This window comes from Emticicia aquatica, from assembly GCF_923079645.1.
GTDB classification, from domain to species: domain Bacteria; phylum Bacteroidota; class Bacteroidia; order Cytophagales; family Spirosomataceae; genus Emticicia; species Emticicia aquatica.
This window is the reverse complement of record NZ_CAKLPY010000002.1, coordinates 261,524-280,858: the sequence shown is the minus strand read 5'-3', so window position 1 is coordinate 280,858 and position 19,335 is coordinate 261,524. Positions and strand designations below refer to the sequence as shown.

Annotated in this window: 13 protein-coding genes; all 13 read left to right on the top strand. The window is 34.8% G+C overall.

Features of this window, described 5'->3' with window-relative positions:
- The first annotated feature begins 38 nt into the window (after nucleotides 1-38).
- The gene (locus MJQ71_RS10945) at nucleotides 39-3,140 is read left to right on the top strand and encodes an efflux RND transporter permease subunit (protein WP_238806655.1); all 3,102 of its coding nucleotides are present in this window, start codon (nucleotides 39-41) and stop codon (nucleotides 3,138-3,140) included.
- 244 nt (nucleotides 3,141-3,384) lie between these two features.
- A complete protein-coding gene (locus MJQ71_RS10940) occupies nucleotides 3,385-3,822 on the top strand; it encodes a hypothetical protein (protein ID WP_238806654.1) in 438 nt (145 codons plus the stop codon).
- 125 nt (nucleotides 3,823-3,947) lie between these two features.
- Nucleotides 3,948-4,973 carry a thiamine-phosphate kinase gene (gene thiL / locus MJQ71_RS10935; protein WP_238806653.1) on the top strand — a complete coding sequence of 342 codons (1,026 nt, stop codon included), beginning with the start codon at nucleotides 3,948-3,950 and terminating at the stop codon, nucleotides 4,971-4,973.
- Between the two features lie 340 nt (nucleotides 4,974-5,313).
- Nucleotides 5,314-5,835 carry a gluconate 2-dehydrogenase subunit 3 family protein gene (locus MJQ71_RS10930; protein WP_238806652.1) on the top strand — a complete coding sequence of 174 codons (522 nt, stop codon included), beginning with the start codon at nucleotides 5,314-5,316 and terminating at the stop codon, nucleotides 5,833-5,835.
- A gap of 71 nt (nucleotides 5,836-5,906) precedes the next feature.
- Nucleotides 5,907-7,622, top strand: a complete 1,716-nt coding sequence (locus MJQ71_RS10925) for a GMC oxidoreductase (RefSeq protein ID WP_238806651.1) — start codon at nucleotides 5,907-5,909, stop codon at nucleotides 7,620-7,622.
- A gap of 209 nt (nucleotides 7,623-7,831) precedes the next feature.
- Complete coding sequence (gene hisB / locus MJQ71_RS10920; protein WP_238806650.1) at nucleotides 7,832-8,968, top strand: bifunctional histidinol-phosphatase/imidazoleglycerol-phosphate dehydratase HisB; 1,137 nt, start codon at nucleotides 7,832-7,834, stop codon at nucleotides 8,966-8,968.
- Between the two features lie 180 nt (nucleotides 8,969-9,148).
- Entirely contained in the window at nucleotides 9,149-9,958 is an 810-nt protein-coding gene (locus MJQ71_RS10915; RefSeq protein WP_238806649.1) for an energy transducer TonB, read from the top strand.
- 190 nt (nucleotides 9,959-10,148) lie between these two features.
- A complete protein-coding gene (locus MJQ71_RS10910) occupies nucleotides 10,149-10,955 on the top strand; it encodes an energy transducer TonB (RefSeq protein ID WP_238806648.1) in 807 nt (268 codons plus the stop codon).
- Between the two features lie 233 nt (nucleotides 10,956-11,188).
- Entirely contained in the window at nucleotides 11,189-11,566 is a 378-nt protein-coding gene (locus tag MJQ71_RS10905; protein WP_238806647.1) for a hypothetical protein, read from the top strand.
- Between the two features lie 214 nt (nucleotides 11,567-11,780).
- A complete protein-coding gene (locus MJQ71_RS10900) occupies nucleotides 11,781-14,294 on the top strand; it encodes a YbcC family protein (RefSeq protein WP_238806646.1) in 2,514 nt (837 codons plus the stop codon).
- 59 nt (nucleotides 14,295-14,353) lie between these two features.
- Nucleotides 14,354-16,222 carry a proton-conducting transporter transmembrane domain-containing protein gene (locus MJQ71_RS10895; protein ID WP_238806645.1) on the top strand — a complete coding sequence of 623 codons (1,869 nt, stop codon included), beginning with the start codon at nucleotides 14,354-14,356 and terminating at the stop codon, nucleotides 16,220-16,222.
- Nucleotides 16,223-16,264: 42 nt separating this feature from the next.
- Nucleotides 16,265-17,848: a SulP family inorganic anion transporter gene (locus MJQ71_RS10890; RefSeq protein ID WP_238806644.1), complete on the top strand. Its 1,584-nt coding sequence runs from the start codon at nucleotides 16,265-16,267 to the stop codon at nucleotides 17,846-17,848.
- A 168-nt stretch (nucleotides 17,849-18,016) separates the two neighbouring features.
- Nucleotides 18,017-19,276, top strand: coding sequence for a carbohydrate porin (locus tag MJQ71_RS10885; RefSeq protein ID WP_238806643.1), 1,260 nt, complete (start codon nucleotides 18,017-18,019; stop codon nucleotides 19,274-19,276).
- Nucleotides 19,277-19,335: the final 59 nt, after the last annotated feature.

Below are 19,335 nucleotides of genomic sequence, written 5' to 3'. Positions count from 1 at the left end.
AATAAAAATATTTAAGCCTTAAATTCATCACATCCGAAATGAATAAATTCATCAAAAATATTATAGCCTTTTCACTTAAAAATAAACCGTTTACTTTCTTTTGGGTAGGGGTTTTAGTGATTTCTGGCTTTATTTCATTCAAGAATATGCCCATTGAGGCGTTTCCAGATGTAACAAATACTCAAATAATCATCGTAACCGAATGGAATGGAAGAAGTGCCGAGGAAATTGAGCGTTTCGTAACGACTCCAATTGAGATTTCTATGAACTCAGTTCAGAAGAAAACCAGTGTTCGTAGTATAACTATGTTTGGGCTTTCGGTCATCAAAATTATTTTTGATGATGATGTAGAAGACTTTTTCGCAAGACAACAAGTAAACAATCTTTTACGTAATGTGTCTCTGCCCGAAGGTGTCGAACCTGACGTACAACCACCTTATGGCCCAACAGGCGAGATTTTTAGATATACGTTGAAAAGTAAAACAAGAGATTCAAAAGATTTACTTACGATTCAAAACTGGGTCATTGACCGTCAATTACGCTCGGTTTCGGGAGTTGCCGACCTGGTTGCATTTGGTGGACAAGAGAAAACCTACGAGATTAGTGTTGACCCTAATCGTTTGGCTAAATATGATATAACGCCATTGCAGGTTTATGAAGCGGTAAATAAAGGAAACTTAAACGTTGGTGGAGACATCATCGAAAAAAACAAGCAAGCCTATGTTGTTCGTGGAATTGGTTTGCTGAGTTCAATTCAAGATATTGAAAACATTATCGTGGATGATGCTGGTGGAAATCCGATTTTGGTAAAAAACCTAGCCGATGTACACGAAGCGGCTATGCCAAGAGTTGGTCAAGTTGGTTTGAATAATAATGACGACGCTGTAGAAGGAATTGTGGTGATGCGAAAAGGTGAAAATCCTAAGGAAGTATTGGAAAGAGTAAAAGCGAAAATTACTGATTTAAATGAAAGAATATTACCGTCGGATGTAAAAATGGAAACATTCTACGACCGAGACAATTTGATGAATTATACAACCACCACTGTGATGCACAATATGTTTGAAGGAATATTATTTGTGACTGTCATTGTGTTTTTATTCATGGCAGATTGGCGAACAACGGTTACAGTTTCAATCATTATTCCGCTATCTTTATTGTTTGCATTTTTTTGTTTAAGAATGAAGGGAATGAGTGCTAATTTACTCTCTTTGGGTGCGGTCGATTTCGGAATTATCATTGATGGTGCTGTCGTGATGGTTGAAGGTATATTTGTAACTCTAGACCACATCGCCCACAAAAAGGGAATGCAAGCCTATAATAAACTTGCCATCGGTAGTGTCATTAAAAAAACTGGAACTGAACTTGGGAAGGCTATTTTCTTTTCAAAATTAATTATCATCACAGCTTTAATGCCCATTTTTGCCTTTCAAAAAGTAGAAGGAAAGATGTTTTCACCTTTGGCTTATACGCTTGGTTTTGCATTGTTAGGGGCGTTACTTTTTACGCTGACATTAGTTCCTGTTTTATCCCACATTTTTTTGAATAAAAATGTTCGAGAAAAAAATAATCCTTTTGTTAATTTTTGGAATAATATCGTCGAAAAGGGACTTTTATGGACATTTGCTCACAAAAAACTGACCTTATTGGTTTCAATAATATTTATGGGACTTACGTTTTTTTCGGCATCTTTTCTCGGAACAGAGTTTTTGCCGCAACTTAATGAAGGGGCATTATGGGTAGAAGCTAAATTTCCAATGAGCCAAAGTTTGCCAGAAACTGTGCAGAAAACTGCAATTTTAAGAACAGAACTTCGAAAATTTCCTGAAGTAAATGGCGTGCTGTCGCAAGTTGGTAGAAGCAATGACGGCACCGACCCAAGCGGTTTTTATTATGTGCAAATGCAAGTAAATCTTAAACCAAAAGATGAATGGAAAAGAAAAATCACAATGGACGATTTGGTGCGTCAAATGGATGATTCTTTATCAAAATACCAAGGAATTGGCTATAATTATTCGCAGCCAATCATTGATAATGTGGCAGAAAGCGTGGCGGGAATTAATGCTTCTAATGCGGTAAAAATATTTGGCGATGATTTGAATGAATTAGATAAAATTGCCAATCAAGTTATCAAGCAAATCGAAAAAGTAGAGGGAATTAAAGATGTCGGGATTTTACGAAATGTTGGTCAACCCGAAATTAGTGTAATCTTAGACCGTGAAAGAATGGCAGCTTATGGCGTAACACTCTCTGATGCACAAGCTGTTTTAGAAATGGCTTTTGGCGGGAAAACCGCCACTCAAAAATTTGAAGGAGAAAAGAAATTTGACGTACGAGTAAGGTATTTAAAAAATTACAGAAAAGATGAAGAAGACATAAAAAACCTGAAGGTGCCAACCATTCAAGGAGCGAAAATCCCGTTGAAAGAAATTGCTAGTATTCAAAAAATAACAGGGCCTGCCTTTATTTATCGGGATAATAATAAACGTTTTATTGGTGTAAAGTTTTCTGTAAGAGACCGTGATTTGGGAAGTACTATTGCTGATGCTCAAAAAAATGTTGAAAAAAATATCAAATTGCCAACAGGTTATTCAATTGGTTGGACAGGCGAATTTGAAAATCAGGTGAGAGCCACAAAACGCCTGGGCGAGATGGTGCCAATTAGTTTAGTTGGTATTTTTGTGCTGCTTTTCATTATGTTTGGCAATGTAAAAGATTCACTTTTGGTGTTGGCTAATGTACCTTTTGCTATTATCGGAGGAATTATTGCACTGCACATAACTGGAATCAATTTCGGTATTTCGGGTGGAGTTGGTTTTATTGCTTTATTTGGTATTTGTATTCAAAATGGCGTTATTCTTATTTCCGAATTTCACAAAAATATCAGGAGCAAAATGACCCTCGACGCTTCAATTATGGAAGCCGTAAAAGTACGAACAAGACCAGTTGTGATGACGGCTCTTATGGCATCAATCGGCCTTTTGCCTGCTGCCATCAGTACAGGAATCGGTTCTGAGTCGCAAAAACCTTTGGCAATCGTAATTATTGGAGGTTTAGTCACAGCCACAGTATTAACACTTTTGGTTTTTCCGATTATTTTTTGGATTTTCAATCGAGTTAAACACGAAGCAATTGATTAAAATAAAGGCTTGAAAAATGATTGCTTTGAATGATTCAGAATATAGATTTCATTCAAAGCAATTTTGTTATTTATTGAGAAAATATTAGGTATCGCTACAACGTTTATTTAAAAAAAAACGTCATTCTTTAAAACAACATTTTTTTTTCTTTTATATTTAAACCATATTTGCTGAAAATCAATGTTTGGATTGATATTTGACTGATTATAATTTGCCAATAAAGCTATTAAACAAAAATATTCGCATGAAAAAAATTGCCATTCTCTTCATTTCTTTTGCTTCTTTTGCCGTTTTTTCTTGTAAAGACAAAACTGTTCCTGTTTCCGAGAAAATCAAAAAAACATGGGGTGCAAATATCGTAAAAGAAGGAAGTGCTACCGTTTTTACTAAAGGAGCTTCATCAAATACGAAGCCAGGGTATTCGTCTTTTGTATTAAATTTACTTATTGCTCCTTCAGTAACATTGAAAGAAGCTGATGGAAATACGTTTACAGGTCAATATGAATTAGTTGGAGATACACAATTGGTGTTGAAAAACTTAAATCCTGTTCCAACAGGTACTGGCGGTACAATCGAATTTACAATCAATTCTATCACTGATACCGAACTAAACATTACTCGTACTACTGCTAGTCAAAAAACGGGCGGTACTATCAATACTTATAGTTTGATTAAGCAATAAGAAATGATTTTGAAATATTTTGAATCAGAAGGTGAACTGAAAAGTTCACCTTTTTTGATGTGATATTTTCTCAGTCGAAAATAACAACTCTTGCGAATCTTATTAATCTTCATCAATTTTGCATTATGGAAAGAACAGAACTCAACACACTTGGCGAATTTGGTTTAATAAACCGAATCAGTTCAAAATTTATAGCAACAAATCCTGAAACAATCAAAGGTATTGGCGATGATGCTGCCGTTATTGACGTTGGTGATAAGTATATGCTTATTTCGACTGATATGCTCATGGAAGGGATTCATTTTGACCTTTCTTATACACCTTTGCGTCATTTAGGTTATAAAGCTGTTGCGGTCAATATTTCTGATATTGCGGCCATGAATGGTATTGCCAAACAAATTACAGTTAGTATCGGACTAAGCAATCGGATGTCGGTTGAAGCGATTGACGAACTTTATGAAGGAATTAGATTTGCTTGTGAAAGTTATAATGTTGATTTGGTTGGTGGTGATACTACCGCTTCTCGTTCGGGACTTGTGATTTCGGTAACGGCAACTGGTTTTGTTGATAAAGATAAAATTTCGTACCGAAACGGAGCAAAACCTAATGATATTTTGTGTGTAACGGGCGATTTAGCTGCAGCATATTTTGGTTTACAAATCTTGGAACGTGAAAAACAAGTGTTTTTGGCTAATCCAAATATGCAACCCGAATTGACCGATAAAGAATATTTAGTTGGAAAATTACTCAAACCCGAAGCCAGAACAGATATTATTCATGAATTACACGAGTTGGACGTTGTGCCGACTTCTATGATTGATATTTCTGATGGATTGGCTTCCGAATTGCTCCATATTTGTTCACAATCGGGCGTAGGAGCGATGGTTTTTGAAGATAAATTGCCAATCGAAGATATTACTATGCTTACTGCAACCGAATTTAACCTCAGTCCAATTACAGCAGCGTTGAATGGAGGCGAAGATTACCAACTTTTATTTACAGTAAAACAGGCTGATTTTGATAAAATCAAAAACTTATCCGATGTTTTGCCTATTGGATATATAACCCAAAACCCAGAAGTAGAATTAGCACTTAAAAGTGGAGGAAAAGCCGAAATCAAAGCTCAAGGTTGGGTACATTTGAATAATTGATGTATTGCAGTTAATAAAATACTTTTATGCAAAGCCGCTCATTTCTGAGCGGCTTTTTTTATTAATTATAATGATTAAATAATGTTAAAATTGTTCAAATGATGGATAATAAAGTATTGCTTTGATGCTTTTAAAAAGCTTTTTGGCAAAATAATATTTGGTTTTTTTGAAAAATAAAAAGTAATCGTTTGTTTTGCCTTGTTTTTATGAAGTTTTTTATCGCAAAATACTTTATGTTTATCTTGAATTAGTTAGTTGGTATCTATTTTGTAATTTAACGTACAATTTTTCTCGTAAAAATTCATTTAATTTGTAATCAAAATCATTCAATCCTAAAAAAATGCAAAGACGTTCGGCAATCAAAACTATTGCCCTATCAATCGGTAGTACTATTGTTTTACCATCGTGGGCCAATGCTTGGAATAAGGAAAGCATTTCAAATTCACAGTTTATCATTTCGTCTTCTCAAGAAACAGTTTTAGCCGAAATCGTCGAAACGATTATTCCTAAAACAGATACTCCTGGAGCAAAAGACCTTAATATTCACCAATTTACAACTAAAATGGTGACAGATTGTTACGATAAAAAATCACAAGATATTTTCTCGAAAGGAATAGATTTGGTTGATGCCGCCGCAAAAAAAGATTATTCAAAAACGTTTATTGATTGTGATGCGAAGCAAAGATTAGTGATTTTAAATAAACTTTCAAATTCAGAAAATAACGATGAGAAAGGCTTTATTCGTTTAGTCAAAAATTTGACAATTCAGGGATATCTTAATTCAGAATACGTGATGACCAACCTCCGTGTTTATGAATTTGCTCCTGCTCGTTATCACGGTTGTGTTCCTGTCAAAAAGTAATAAGTTATCGAAAGTAAATGTCAGAAAACATTCACCAATTTATTCTCACATTCAATTATTTAGATTAGATAATGTCAAACTTAAATATAGATTCAGTAAAAGCTCAAACATTTGATGCCATCGTAATTGGCTCAGGAATTAGCGGCGGATGGGCAGCTAAAGAGCTGACAGGTAAAGGTTTACGTACGCTCGTATTAGAGCGTGGACGTGAAGTAAAACACGTAACTGATTACCCAACAACCATGATGCAACCTTGGGAATTTGAGCATCGTAACCAACTCAAAAAGGAAGTACGAGATGCCAATCCTATCATTAGTAAGTGCTATGCTTTTTATGAAGGAACAGAACAGTTTTTTGTAAAAGATGCCGAGCATCCTTATGTACAAGAAAAACCATTCGACTGGATTCGTGGCTATCAAACAGGTGGAAAGTCGTTGATGTGGGCAAGACAAACACAACGTTGGTCAGAATTTGATTTTGAAGGCCCAGCCCGTGATGGTTTTGCTGTTGACTGGCCAATTCGCTATGCTGACATTGCTCCTTGGTATAGTTACGTTGAAAAATTTGCAGGAATTTCAGGCAATAAAGACGGCTTAGCATCGCTTCCAGACGGAGAGTTTTTGCCACCGCATGAAATGAATTGCGTTGAAAAATATTTTAGTCAAGAAGTAGCAAAAAACTACAAAGATCGTCACATTATTATGGGGCGTGCAGCTCACTTGACTCAGCCGAAACAAATTCATTTTGACCAAGGAAGAGCTACTTGCCAACACCGCACCATTTGTGAACGTGGTTGTCCTTATGGAGGATATTTTAGTAGTAATTCTTCTACTTTACCTTGGGCGGCTCGAACTGGTAAAATGACATTGCGACCACATTCGGTAGTGCATTCAATCATTTATGATGAGAAAAAAGGCAAAGCAAAAGGTGTAAGAGTGATTGATGCCAATACCAAAGAAATGATTGAGTATTATGCTCGTATTATTTTTGTCAATGCGGCAGCTCTAAACTCTAACTTGATTTTGTTGAATTCGACTTCAAGTCGTTTTCCGAATGGATTAGGCAATGACAGTGGATTATTAGGAAAATATGTGGCTTTTCATAATTATCGTGCAACAATTAATGCTGAATATGAAGGTTATTTAGACAGTACTACTGATGGCCGTCGTCCTAATTCGCCGTATATTCCTCGTTTTAGGAATGTATTTAAGCAAGAAACTGACTTTTTGCGTGGTTATGCTTCTGGATTTTCGGCTGGTCGTTATTCGCACGATGATAGAAGCGGAATGGGCGAAGATTTGAAAAACGGTTTGTTAAATCCATCATTGAATAATGTTTGGAGTGTTGGCTCGCACATGATGGGTGAAACAATTCCTAAAGAAAGTAATTATGTGGCTTTGGATAAAAACCAAGTTGACCCGTGGGGAATTCCGCAGTTGAAAATTTCGGTTGATTATGATGACAATGATGTTAAAATGACCAAAGATTTCTTTGAGCAATTGACCGAAATGTACACAAAAGCAGGTTTTAAAAATATTCGTACCTACGATTCAAATCGTACTCCAGGTTTGGATATTCACGAAATGGGCGGTGTCAGAATGGGCAAAGACCCAAAAACTTCGTTGCTCAATAAATGGAATGCAATACACAGTTGTAGCAATGTTTTTGTAACTGATGGTGCTTCGATGACTTCTACCTCAACGCAAAATCCATCATTAACTTACATGGCTCTCACCGCTCGTGCAGCCGATTATGCAGTGAAAGAAATGAAAAAAGGGAATCTTTAACAATACTTTATTTACCTTAAAAATCCGTAAATTCTTAATTAGATTGACGGATTTTTAAATTTATAATAAATTCAAAATATTTTGAATTTATAGTTTTGATAATTTATTTAGTTTAAATAGGTTGTTCAATAAAATATACTTGTTTGCCATTTTTGGCATTTCATTGAAATCATGCCTAATTTTGAGCTTTTAAAAGACAACCAGAGAAAATGCAAAAACTCCTTTTTATAGACCGTGACGGTACAATCATTGATGAGCCAAAATCAGATTTTCAAATTGATTCGCTCGAAAAATTAGAATTTCTACCAAAAGCCCTTTCAAATCTCAGAAAAATTGCTGAAGAAACTGATTATAAGCTCATTATGGTAACAAATCAGGATGGACTCGGTACAGAATCTTTTCCAGAAGATACCTTTTGGCCTGCCCATAATAAAATGTTGAAAACAATGGAAAATGAAAATATTCGTTTTTCAGCGATTCACATCGACCGTAGTTTTCCTCATGAAAACCAACCAACTCGCAAGCCAGGAACTGCTTTATTGACCGAATATTTGAATAATGAAATGTACGATTTGGCTAATTCCTATGTTATTGGAGATAGAGCAACGGATGTTCAATTAGCAGTGAATTTAGGAGCAAAAGCAATTTTTATAGTCGATGGTTTGACGAATAACTTGGTTGAAGGCTTGACTCCGCCCCAAAAAGAAGCAACTAAACTGATAAGTAATGATTGGGATGAAATTTATGAGTTCTTGAAACTTCCAGAACGAATTGCTTTTATTGAGCGAAATACGAAGGAAACGAAAATAAAAATCGAATTGAATCTTGATGGAACTGGAAAGTCAGATATTCATACAGGACTTGGATTTTATGACCACATGCTTGACCAAGTGGCAAAACATTCGGGTGCTGATTTGAAGATTTCGGTTGAGGGAGATTTACATATCGACGAACATCATACGATTGAAGATACAGCTTTGGCCCTTGGTGAAGCTTATTTGAAAGCTTTAGGAGATAAAAAAGGAACAAATCGCTATGGTTTTTTATTGCCAATGGACGAAGCCCTTGCTCAAGTTGCTATTGATTTTTCAGGCCGACCTTGGTTAGTTTGGGATGCAGATTTTAAGCGTGAAAAAATTGGAGAAATGCCAACCGAAATGTTTTACCATTTCTTTAAATCGTTTTCTGATACATCAAAATGTAATTTAAACATTAAGTGTGAAGGACAAAATGAGCATCATAAAATTGAAGCAATTTTTAAAGCTTTTGCCAAATCAATTAAAATGGCAGTCAAAAGAAATCTCAATGAAATGAACTCTTTGCCAAGTACAAAAGGAGTTTTATAAGAAAAAAAGAAATGTTATTTTGAGTCCAAACAGTTTTTGTTTGGACTTTTTTATTAACAATAATGATGATTTTTATAGGTGTTAATAATTTTAAGACACTAAAAGTCTTTCAAATAATTTTGAAAATACAAAAACTTCCATTTATTTTTGTGAATATAGTAAACAGCAGTAACCCAAAACATGAATAAATTTAGAATAGTCGCTTTCACAAGTGTACTTTTAAGCCACTTTTATGCTCAAGGGCAAAATCAATTGCCAGTTTCGGTAGTTGTGATTGGTACAGATTCAAAGCAAAATAATGAGCAAGTAGTTACTAAATACTACGGAAACAATAAAAAAGAAGTTAAAACTGCTCAAGATGCTGCTTATTATCGTGAATTTAAGCAAGTTGCCGAAAAACTTTATCAGGTTTGTGAATACAAAATTGATAAAAGACCATCAATGGAGCTTTATGTGACAAATACGGCTTATGACATTAAAAATGGACCATTTAGGTTGTATTATCCTAATGGAAATTTGATTGACAACGAAGGTTTCTATAAAAATGATGTACAAGTTGGGCAGTGGTACTATTATCACACCAATGGTCAATTGAGTGGAAAAGAATTATATGAAGATGGGCTGCTGGTTGATGCCGAGTATTTCAATGAAGATGGTAGTAAACTGGCAGATATTACGCTTTCAGTAAGAGAAAAACCTAGTTTTCCTGGTGGAGTTAATGAAATGGATAGGTTTGTTCAACGAACAATCGAATTGCCCGAAGAAGTCGTGAAGAACAAGATTGTTGGTAAAATGGCGATTGGTTTTATTGTCGAACCAGATGGTACACTTTCTAACCCTAAAATTGAATTATCATTGAATCGTGCTTTGGATGAAGCGGCATTTAAAGTGCTTGACCAAATGCCAAAATGGATTCCTGCTAAATTACATAATAGACTCGTTAGGGCAAAATATACGATGCCAATTGTTATTACTATGCGAACAAAGTAATTTATTGCTCTCTTCATTTTTCTTCTGTTTTTGCTTTTTGTCGTTTTCTCATGCTCAATATTTTAAAATGACTTAATAAAACTTTTGGCATAGTATTTGAAAAGTTATTAAGCGGATACAAATCGTATCCCAAATTTCAACTAAAAAGAAATTTGTGTGCTAAATAATAAACCCAAAAGGAAAACGTCAAATGAGAAAAGTTTTAACCTCTGCTGTTATCTTGAGTTGCGGAATTTCGGCTTTCGCACAAACTTCTGAGCATTCACTAATTTATGCGAAGGTTTCAGAAAAAATAAGTTCAAAAATTGATTTATCTTCTAATGATATTAGTCGAAAGTATTTTAATGCTAATTATGAAGAAGTAAAATCATTAGAAGCTGCAAAATTTATTCAAATAAAGAAGAAAAATAGTAGTGGAATCTACGATGTTACCGAATTTAATGCGGAAGGATTTTTAAGAATGGAAGGTTCATTTGCTGATGAAAAATTGGAAATGAAAAACGGTAAATTTAAGTTTTATCGCCCGAATGGAGTGGTAGATTACGAAGGCGTTTATGATGAAAATATGCCTACTGGTGAATGGAAATTTTATTTCCCTAATGGGCAAATGAGTAGCATTGAAGTATATGAAAATGGCAATAGAATCAAGGAAGAATATTGGAATGAAGATGGCAGTGCTTTATTAAAAAAGAGTGTAGGCGAACGTTTATTGCCATTATTTATGGGTGGACAGCTTGTAATGAGTGAATATTTGAAGAAAAACCTTGTTTATCCTGCCGAAGCTGTTGCAAGTAAAATTTCAGGTAAAGTTGTGGTAAGTTTTTGGGTAAACGAAGATGGTACAATTGCTGACCCAAAAATTGAAGAATCATTGGGAACAGCTTTTGATAATGCTGTGTTGAAAATGGTCAAAGAAATGCCAAAGTGGTTGCCTGCGAAGCACCATAACCGTGCTGCAAAACAAATGTATATTTTGCCTGTAACGTTTCAACTATAATTTACTTGGGAGTAAATCTTTCAGGCTAAAATATCTAAGCCACGGTTTTAAAAATCGTGGCTTTTTTGTATATAAACATTAAAAAAAATTAATGATAGAATTCAAATATTTTGTTCTCTTTTTCAAAGAATAATCCAAAAAAAGCCGTTTTTGATGTACAAAACCTTGTTTTTGTCTAAATACTTTTGTTATATTTGATAAGATTAAAATCAGATCTATATAAATGTTTATTTATGAAAATGCTTTTGCCAATCGTATGGTTTGTGCTAAATGTATTGAGTTTCAATACATTTCCGAGCCATTTTGAGCAAAAGATATTGAGCGTTGAAAAACCTCAAAATATTAGATTAAATCAAGTTCCTTCGGAGAATTCTCATAAAAACAAGCCTCAAATTTATTTTTTACCTGAAGAAATTGAAGAGAATGTTGAGGAAGATGCTGACCATGAATCCGAATTGGATTTCTTGGGAAATGTAGATTTTTTAGAAAATAGTTTTTTTATCGCTAAATATTTCACAAAATTTCAACAATTTGACTTTTTATTTAGTGATTTCTGCCCCATTGCTTATCATCAAGCAAAGTTTATACGCTTTCGAAATATCAGAATTTGATACTCATTCAAGTTTTTACAGCTTCCAAACAAATAATTTACTCTATTAATTGAGATTAAAGGTTTTTAATTCCTTTTTGATATTGATTTCAGAGCCATATAGTTCATTTGTTAAAAGTTCAGCACGTATTTGATTTTTACACATTATTTTGAGTAAGTAGAATCAGTGGTGACTTTGTATAGCTTTTTATATTTTTTATTTAAGAAAAGTCTTCATGAAAAAGAACCATTCAAACGGGTCGTCGTCACGATTCGATGAACATGAGCTTTTGCATGAACTAAAGCACTTTTTGCCAGCACAAGCCCCGCTAAAAGACTTTGTTCATCACAACACGCTGCATGCTTTTCAAGATTCAAAGTTTTATGATGCCATTCGTAGAGCATCAAAACTGTTTGGATATAAAGTTTCGCTCTCATTGGATGAGTATCGAATGCTTTATGATAAAAAACAAATCAATCCAGCTATTCTTGAGAGAAAAATTATCGAACGAAAAGGGAAAACTCAAGCAGAAGAGTGGAAAGCGAAGGCTCTTTACGGAAAATATGATACTTCAATTTCGCCACGAATCGGCGTACTACGTTCAAATTGGAAGAAAAAGTACTATATCGACCTTGATTTATTAGTGCATCCACTTTTATTCAGGATTTTGTGCAGTTACCTCGACCAAGGTATTTCGATTTGGAGTTTCCCTGTTTCTCACAAGGGATTTTTGGCTTCGATGAGAGAAATTGAGCAAAATACTTTTTCTAGTTTTTTTAAGAGTAGTAGAGCCAAAAATTTATTGTTGAAAGGAGAATGCACCATTGAAGAATTGTTGACAATTGTGGTTGAAGACAAATCTCTTTTTAATCAATATGTTTTTGACCAACAATTTGCTCATCAGGGTTGGTCGGGCATGGTTTCGGCAGTTGAGGATCTACCACAAACGTTGTTAGACCAAAAGAAAATTTCATTAAAAGAACTCATCATATTTGAGTTATTACTCGAAATTGATGCACTTGATACAAAGTTTGGTGAAAACTGGACATCGCTAAGTCATCGTTTGGAAACCCAAACCGATTTGTTTGCTGATGTACCAAAAAATGAACTGAGCGAGTTATTAGAGATTTGGCAAGATGCTTTTGAATGGACTTATTATGACCAAGTACTTGCGGGAATAAAGATGGATAAAAAACACATTGAAAGTAGCAAAGAGAAGACTTTTCAAGCGATGTTTTGTATTGATGACCGTGAGTGTTCGATTAGACGTTACTTAGAAAAATTTGATGAAGGATGCCAAACTTATGGCACAGCGGGCTTTTTTGGTGTGGAGTTTTTCTACAAACCTGTTCATGCCAATTCATCAACAAAGCAATGCCCAGCACCAGTAACACCCAAATATTTGATAAAAGAGGAAATTGAGAATGCCAAGGCCAAGAAAAACAATGATATTCATTTCGGAAAGCAGACGCATTCACTTTTTAGTGGTTGGTTTATAGCCCAGACAGTTGGCTTTTGGTCGGCATTTCGTTTGTTTCTCAATATCTTCCGTCCTTCTGAAAATGCCGCAACGGTTTCTTCATTCAAACACATGGATAAATCATCGACACTTTCCATCGAAAACAAAAATATTGATGATAAAGAAGATGGTCTTCAAATTGGTTTTACTGTGGAAGAAATGGCTTTTCGTGTGGGAAACTTGCTCAATAGCATCGGTTTAGTGAAAGATTTTGCATCAATTGTTTATGTGGTTGGTCATGGAGCGAGTAGTGTAAATAATACGCATTATGCTGGTTATGATTGCGGAGCTTGTTCAGGAAGGCCAGGTTCTATTAATGCGAGAGTGGTTAGTTTTATGGCGAATCATGTGGGTGTTAGGGCAATTTTGAAAACACAAGGTATTGATATTCCCGAAAGTACACAGTTTGTGGGAGCATTGCACGATACCACACGTGATGAAATTGCTTTTTATGATATTGATATTCTTTCGGAAGAAAATCAGATAAAACATGCCAAAAATGAACTTCTTTTTGCAAAAGGATTAGATTTTAATGCCAAAGAACGTTCGAGAAGATTTGAGTCAATTGATACGAAATTGAGTGCTGAAGAAATTCACGAAAAAATCAGAACTCGCTCAGTTTCATTGTTTGAGCCTCGTCCCGAACTCAACCATGCTACCAATGCTCTTTGTATTGTCGGAAGAAGGGGGATGTCAGAAAATCTATTTCTTGACCGTCGTTCTTTTATGAATTCTTTCGATTATAAAGTTGACCCTGAAGGCAAGTTTTTGGTAAATATTCTGAATGCAGTTGCTCCTGTTTGTGGAGGAATAAACCTCGAATATTATTTTTCAAGAGTCGATAATCATAAACTTGGAGCAGGGTCAAAATTGCCTCATAATGTGATGGGACTTTTCGGAGTAGCCAATGGCATTGATGGTGACCTTCGTCCTGGACTTCCAAGTCAAATGATTGAAGTCCATGACCCTATTCGTTTGTTAGTAATTGTTGAGCATTTTACTGATGTTGTGCTGGCTTCAATTCAAAAATCAGCACAAACCTATGAATGGTTTTTCAATGAATGGATTCACTTAGTTGTGGTAAATCCAGTATCGAAAGAGCTTTCCTATTTCAAAGATGGCGGCTTTGAGACTTACGAACCATTGCAAACAGAACTTCAATCGGTTTCAGATATTGAGGATTTGGTGGAATCGCATCAAGAAAATTTTCCAGTTTATTTGATTAAGTAAAAATTGTCAGTCTTTGTCTTTAAGTACATTATTGGCAGTCAATACCAAAACAAAAGAATATGAATCAATTACTTCAGTTATTTATTTTTATACCGTTTTTGGGCTTTATTATAAGTCTTCTAATTCCCGATAAAAACGAAGGTACAATCTCTTGGGTTGCATTCTTAACAGCGGGAATCAATTTGGTGAGTTTAGTGATTTTTGTAATTATATGGTTAATTGATGGACATACAACATTGAATCTGAAAGAAATTGTACTTTTTAAATCGAAAGAGTATGAGTTTTTAGTGGATTTGTGTTTTGACAAAATTACGGTTGTTTATATTTTAGTCGGTGCTTTCTTAACATTTTTAGTAACGATTTACAGTCGTTATTATCTTCACCGTGAAAGAGGCTACAAACGTTTTTTCAATACCATTCTTTTCTTTTACTTAGGCTATAATATCACGATTTTATCAGGAAATTTTGAAACTTTATTTATTGGATGGGAAATATTAGGTATTTGTTCGTTTTTGTTGATTGCCTTTTACCGAGATAGATATTTGCCAGTTAAAAATGCGATTAAAGTATTTTCTGTTTACCGAATTGGTGACGTAGGCTTGATTTTAGCGATGTGGGCGAGCCATCATTTATGGCATGAAAACATCACATTCTTGAAATTGAGCAATTATGAACTTGTTCATGAGCATCTCGAAAATCATAGTTTTATTGGTGTTTTTATTTCATTAATGATTTTGTTGGCTGCGGCGGCTAAATCGGCTCAATTGCCTTTTTCATCTTGGTTACCAAGAGCCATGGAAGGGCCTACGCCATCAAGTGCTATTTTTTATGGCTCGCTTTCGGTGCATTTGGGCGTATTTTTATTGCTTCGCACCTTTCCTTTTTGGGACCATCAAATATCAGTCAGGATTTTGATTGCTTTGCTTGGTTTAGCAACTAGCATTATCGCTTCTCCGATTGCACGTGTACAGTCATCCGTAAAGAGTCAAATTGCTTATGCTTCGATTGCCCAAATTGGTTTAATTTTCATTGAAGTAGCCGCGGGTTTTGAAACATTTGCGTTGTTTCACTTTGCAGGAAATGCATTCTTGAGAACCTATCAATTATTGGTTTCTCCTTCGGTGGTGAGTTATAAAATTCGTGAGCAATTCTATAATTACGTTCCTCGACACCACACTTTTGAAGATAACCTTCCTAAGAAAATAGAATACTCAGTCTATTTATTGAGCTTAAAAGAATGGAATTTAGATTCATTTATGAATTATATTCTTTGGAAACCGCTCAAAAATATTGGTCGAAAACTAGATTTTTTGACTGTAAATAGACTTTTATTGCTGTTTATTCCTGCTTATATCATCGGTTTAATATTTCTTTTTACAGTTGGAACAGGCACCGAACACCCGCACGAATATTTGCCAGGAATATTTGCCTTGATTGGTTTATTGATGATTTTGAAATCGTTTTCTGAGCGAAAAAGCCCTTTGATGAGTTGGCTATTATTGATAATGAATCACTTTTGGATTGCCCTTGCTATTTCATTCAACGAAAAGTTTGAATTGACCGAAGTCATTTTCTATTTGAGCGGTGTCATTGTTTCGGGAATTGTCGGTTATTGGGGTATTCTGAAACTTAAAACCTACGAAAAAAACATTGATTTGAATCAGTTTCATGGCCATGCTTTTGAGCATCCAAAATTTGCAATGGTTTTCTTATTGGCTTGTTTAGGCTTGGCTGGATTTCCGATTACACCAACTTTTATTGGTCTTGATTTAGTATTTAGTCACATTCACGAAAACCAAGTGGTTTTGGCTTATGCTACTGCTTCAAGCTTCATATTAGCTGGTATTTCATTGATTAGACTTTACTCTCGATTATTTCTTGGGCCACATATTAAAACATATCACGAAACAGCTTACAAATCATCATAAGTTGTTCAATACATTCTAAGCAAAATTTAAAAAAATTAAGAAATGGAACATAAAACAAAGTTATTACTGCCAAAAGACGGTATTGAAGGGTTAAAAGAAAACTTTTCAACGGATGCAATTTCTGGATTTATTGTATTTTTATTGGCATTACCATTGAGTTTAGGTATTGCTAAAGCATCCGAATTTCCACCTATAATGGGTTTAATTACTGCCATCATTGGCGGTATTGTTGTAAGTTTTTTCATGGGTTCACGCTTAACAATTAAAGGCCCTGCGGCAGGTTTAATCGTAATTGTAGCTGGAGCCGTTGGCGAATTTGGTGGCGGCGAAATTGGATGGCATTTAGCACTTGGTGCAATGGTTGTGGCTGGCATTGTTCAGATTTTATTTGGCGTTTTTAAACTAGGAAAATTAGCCGACTTTTTTCCACTTTCGGCCATTCATGGAATGCTTGCAGCCATCGGTTTAATTATTATTGCCAAACAAATTCCAGTTTTATTAGATGTTGCACCAGCAATGGTTAAAGGAAAAGGGCCAATCGAATTACTCGCGGCTATTCCTGATTTTATTCTTCATCTTGACCCTAAAGCAACTTTGGTTGGTTTAGTAAGTTTGACAATTATGCTGATTTGGCCTTTTATTAATCATCCGATTAAAATGATTCCTGCACCGTTAATGGTTTTATTATTTGCCATTCCTGCTGAATTAATGCTAGATTTTCAAAAAACTGAACCTGCCTATGCTTTAGTTCACATTGGAAATTTACTTGAAAATGTCAAAATAAACGTTAATTTTGCTGGTTTTGCTCAAACAGGCGTATTTATTAAATATGTTATAATGTTTGCTTTGGTTGGTACATTAGAATCATTATTGACCGTTAAAGCAATTGATATGCTCGACCCATTCCGTCGCAAATCTGATGCTAACAAAGACCTAATTGCTGTTGGAATTGGTAATACTTTGGCTGCCATTTTAGGAGGTTTGCCTATGATTTCGGAAGTTGCTCGTAGTTCATCAAACGTTAATAATGGTGCTAGAACACGTTGGGCAAATTTCTTTCACGGATTTTTTATCTTAGCTTTCGTTTTATTGGCTTCACATCTTATTGAGTTGATTCCGAATACAGCTCTTGCAGCAATGTTAATTACGGTAGGTATTAAATTGGCTCATCCAAGAGAATTTATTCAGACTTTCAAAATCGGAAAAGAGCAATTAGCCATCTTTTTAGTAACCATTTTCTTTACACTATTTGAAGATTTATTGGTCGGAATTGGAGCTGGAATGTTGCTTAAAATCCTTATTCACCTGTATCATGGAGCATCTGTTACAGCTTTATTCAAAGCCCCTGTAATTGTTTCATTCACAGATGATACTTATCTAATCGAAATTGATAAAGCCGCAATTTTTACCAATTATCTAGGAATAAAAACAAAATTAGAAGCGATTCCACCTGGATTTAATGTAATTATTGACTTAAAAAATACGAGCTTGATTGACCATTCTGTGATGGAAAATTTGCATCATTTCGAACACGATTATAAAGAAAATGGCGGTAATGTTTCAATTATAGGATTAGAAGCTCATCAACCAGTTTCTAAACATAAATTAGCTGCTCGTAAGAAATAAAATATTCTTCAGAATAAGTGGTAACTATTATACAATCAATGGTAGTTATCACTCATTTATGAAGTTAATAGAGTAAAAACAATAAAGTTGATAAGTGGCTATTGTTTAAATATTTCTCGCAATAAAAAGATGTTAATAAAAAATAGGCAATCACGATTGTTATTAATTTTGTTTTTTTTCTCGCTAGAAATCAATGCTCAAAAATCAATTACTTTTCATTTTCAACAAACAGTTGTTTCTCAAACAAAGCCTAAAATCAATGCTCCGTATTCTGGCACAAACAGTTTAACAACAGCTGAAGAAACACAAGCGTCAATAACTGCAACTCTCTTTACAGGTGTAAAACTTTGGGAAGGTGCTGAAGCTTATTTTAATGCCGAATTATCAGGAGGTAGTGGGCTGAGTGGAGCAAAAGGAATAGCGGGTTTTACAAACGGTGAAGCATTTAGAATAGGTGATGCCGCTCCAAAAATATACTTAGCAAGACTTTATTTGAAGCAAACCATTGCATTGAGTAATGATTTTGAAACAGTAGATGATGGCATAAATCAAGTGGCAACCAAATATCCAAAAAAGTATTTGAGGTTTATTTTGGGGAAATTTTGTTTGTCAGATTTTTTTGATTCAAATTCATATAGCCATGATCCTCGTTCGCAATTTATGAACTGGGCTTTGATGAGTCATGGAGCTTGGGATTACGCTGCAAATGTGCGAGGTTATACCTCAGGATATGTAATAGAATATGGAAGCCCTAAGGTAGGAATAAGATTTAGTACAACTGCCGTACCAACAACAGCCAATGGACCAGATTTGAATTACAAATTTGCCAAAAATTATTCTCATTCTTTTGAAGTCAATAAGAAGTTTGGTGAAATAGGTAAAGAAACTACTGTGCGATTGTTAGGTTATTATACCAAAACTTATATGGGAAATTATGCTGAAGCTATTAAAAGAACCGATAAAGATGTAACCGAAACGAGAATAAATGGCAGAAATAAAGTTGGAACTGGTCTGAATGTTGAACAAAAAATTACGGATAATGCAGGAATATTCTTTAGAGCAAGTTGGAATGATGGAAAGAATGAAACTTGGGCATTTACCGAAATTGACCGTTCTATTAGTATAGGTTTTTCAAACAACGGCACGAAATGGAAAAGACCAAATGATACTTTTGGGCTAGCTCTTGTTGCCAACGGACTTTCTAACGAACATCGTGATTATTTAGGAAGTGGAGGCTACGGGTTCATCGTAGGGGATGGTAAACTCAATTATGGGTTAGAAAAAATAGTTGAATCTTATTATAATATTCATTTACATGACCGTCATTTTTGGGTCTCGCCCAATTATCAGTTTGTCGTAAATCCAGCTTATAATAAAGATAGAGGACCAGTCAGTGTTTTTAGTTTGAGAGCTCATGCCGAATTTTAAATTCACTAAATATACTTAATTTTTAAGCGATAACTGCCTTGCACATTTGAAATTCAAAT

Coding starts and splice junctions, on each gene's coding strand:
- MJQ71_RS10945 (WP_238806655.1), top strand. CDS start 39: ATGAATAAATTCATCAAAAATATTATAGCCTTTTCACTTAAAAATAAA.
- MJQ71_RS10940 (WP_238806654.1), top strand. CDS start 3,385: ATGAAAAAAATTGCCATTCTCTTCATTTCTTTTGCTTCTTTTGCCGTT.
- thiL (WP_238806653.1), top strand. CDS start 3,948: ATGGAAAGAACAGAACTCAACACACTTGGCGAATTTGGTTTAATAAAC.
- MJQ71_RS10930 (WP_238806652.1), top strand. CDS start 5,314: ATGCAAAGACGTTCGGCAATCAAAACTATTGCCCTATCAATCGGTAGT.
- MJQ71_RS10925 (WP_238806651.1), top strand. CDS start 5,907: ATGTCAAACTTAAATATAGATTCAGTAAAAGCTCAAACATTTGATGCC.
- hisB (WP_238806650.1), top strand. CDS start 7,832: ATGCAAAAACTCCTTTTTATAGACCGTGACGGTACAATCATTGATGAG.
- MJQ71_RS10915 (WP_238806649.1), top strand. CDS start 9,149: ATGAATAAATTTAGAATAGTCGCTTTCACAAGTGTACTTTTAAGCCAC.
- MJQ71_RS10910 (WP_238806648.1), top strand. CDS start 10,149: ATGAGAAAAGTTTTAACCTCTGCTGTTATCTTGAGTTGCGGAATTTCG.
- MJQ71_RS10905 (WP_238806647.1), top strand. CDS start 11,189: ATGAAAATGCTTTTGCCAATCGTATGGTTTGTGCTAAATGTATTGAGT.
- MJQ71_RS10900 (WP_238806646.1), top strand. CDS start 11,781: ATGAAAAAGAACCATTCAAACGGGTCGTCGTCACGATTCGATGAACAT.
- MJQ71_RS10895 (WP_238806645.1), top strand. CDS start 14,354: ATGAATCAATTACTTCAGTTATTTATTTTTATACCGTTTTTGGGCTTT.
- MJQ71_RS10890 (WP_238806644.1), top strand. CDS start 16,265: ATGGAACATAAAACAAAGTTATTACTGCCAAAAGACGGTATTGAAGGG.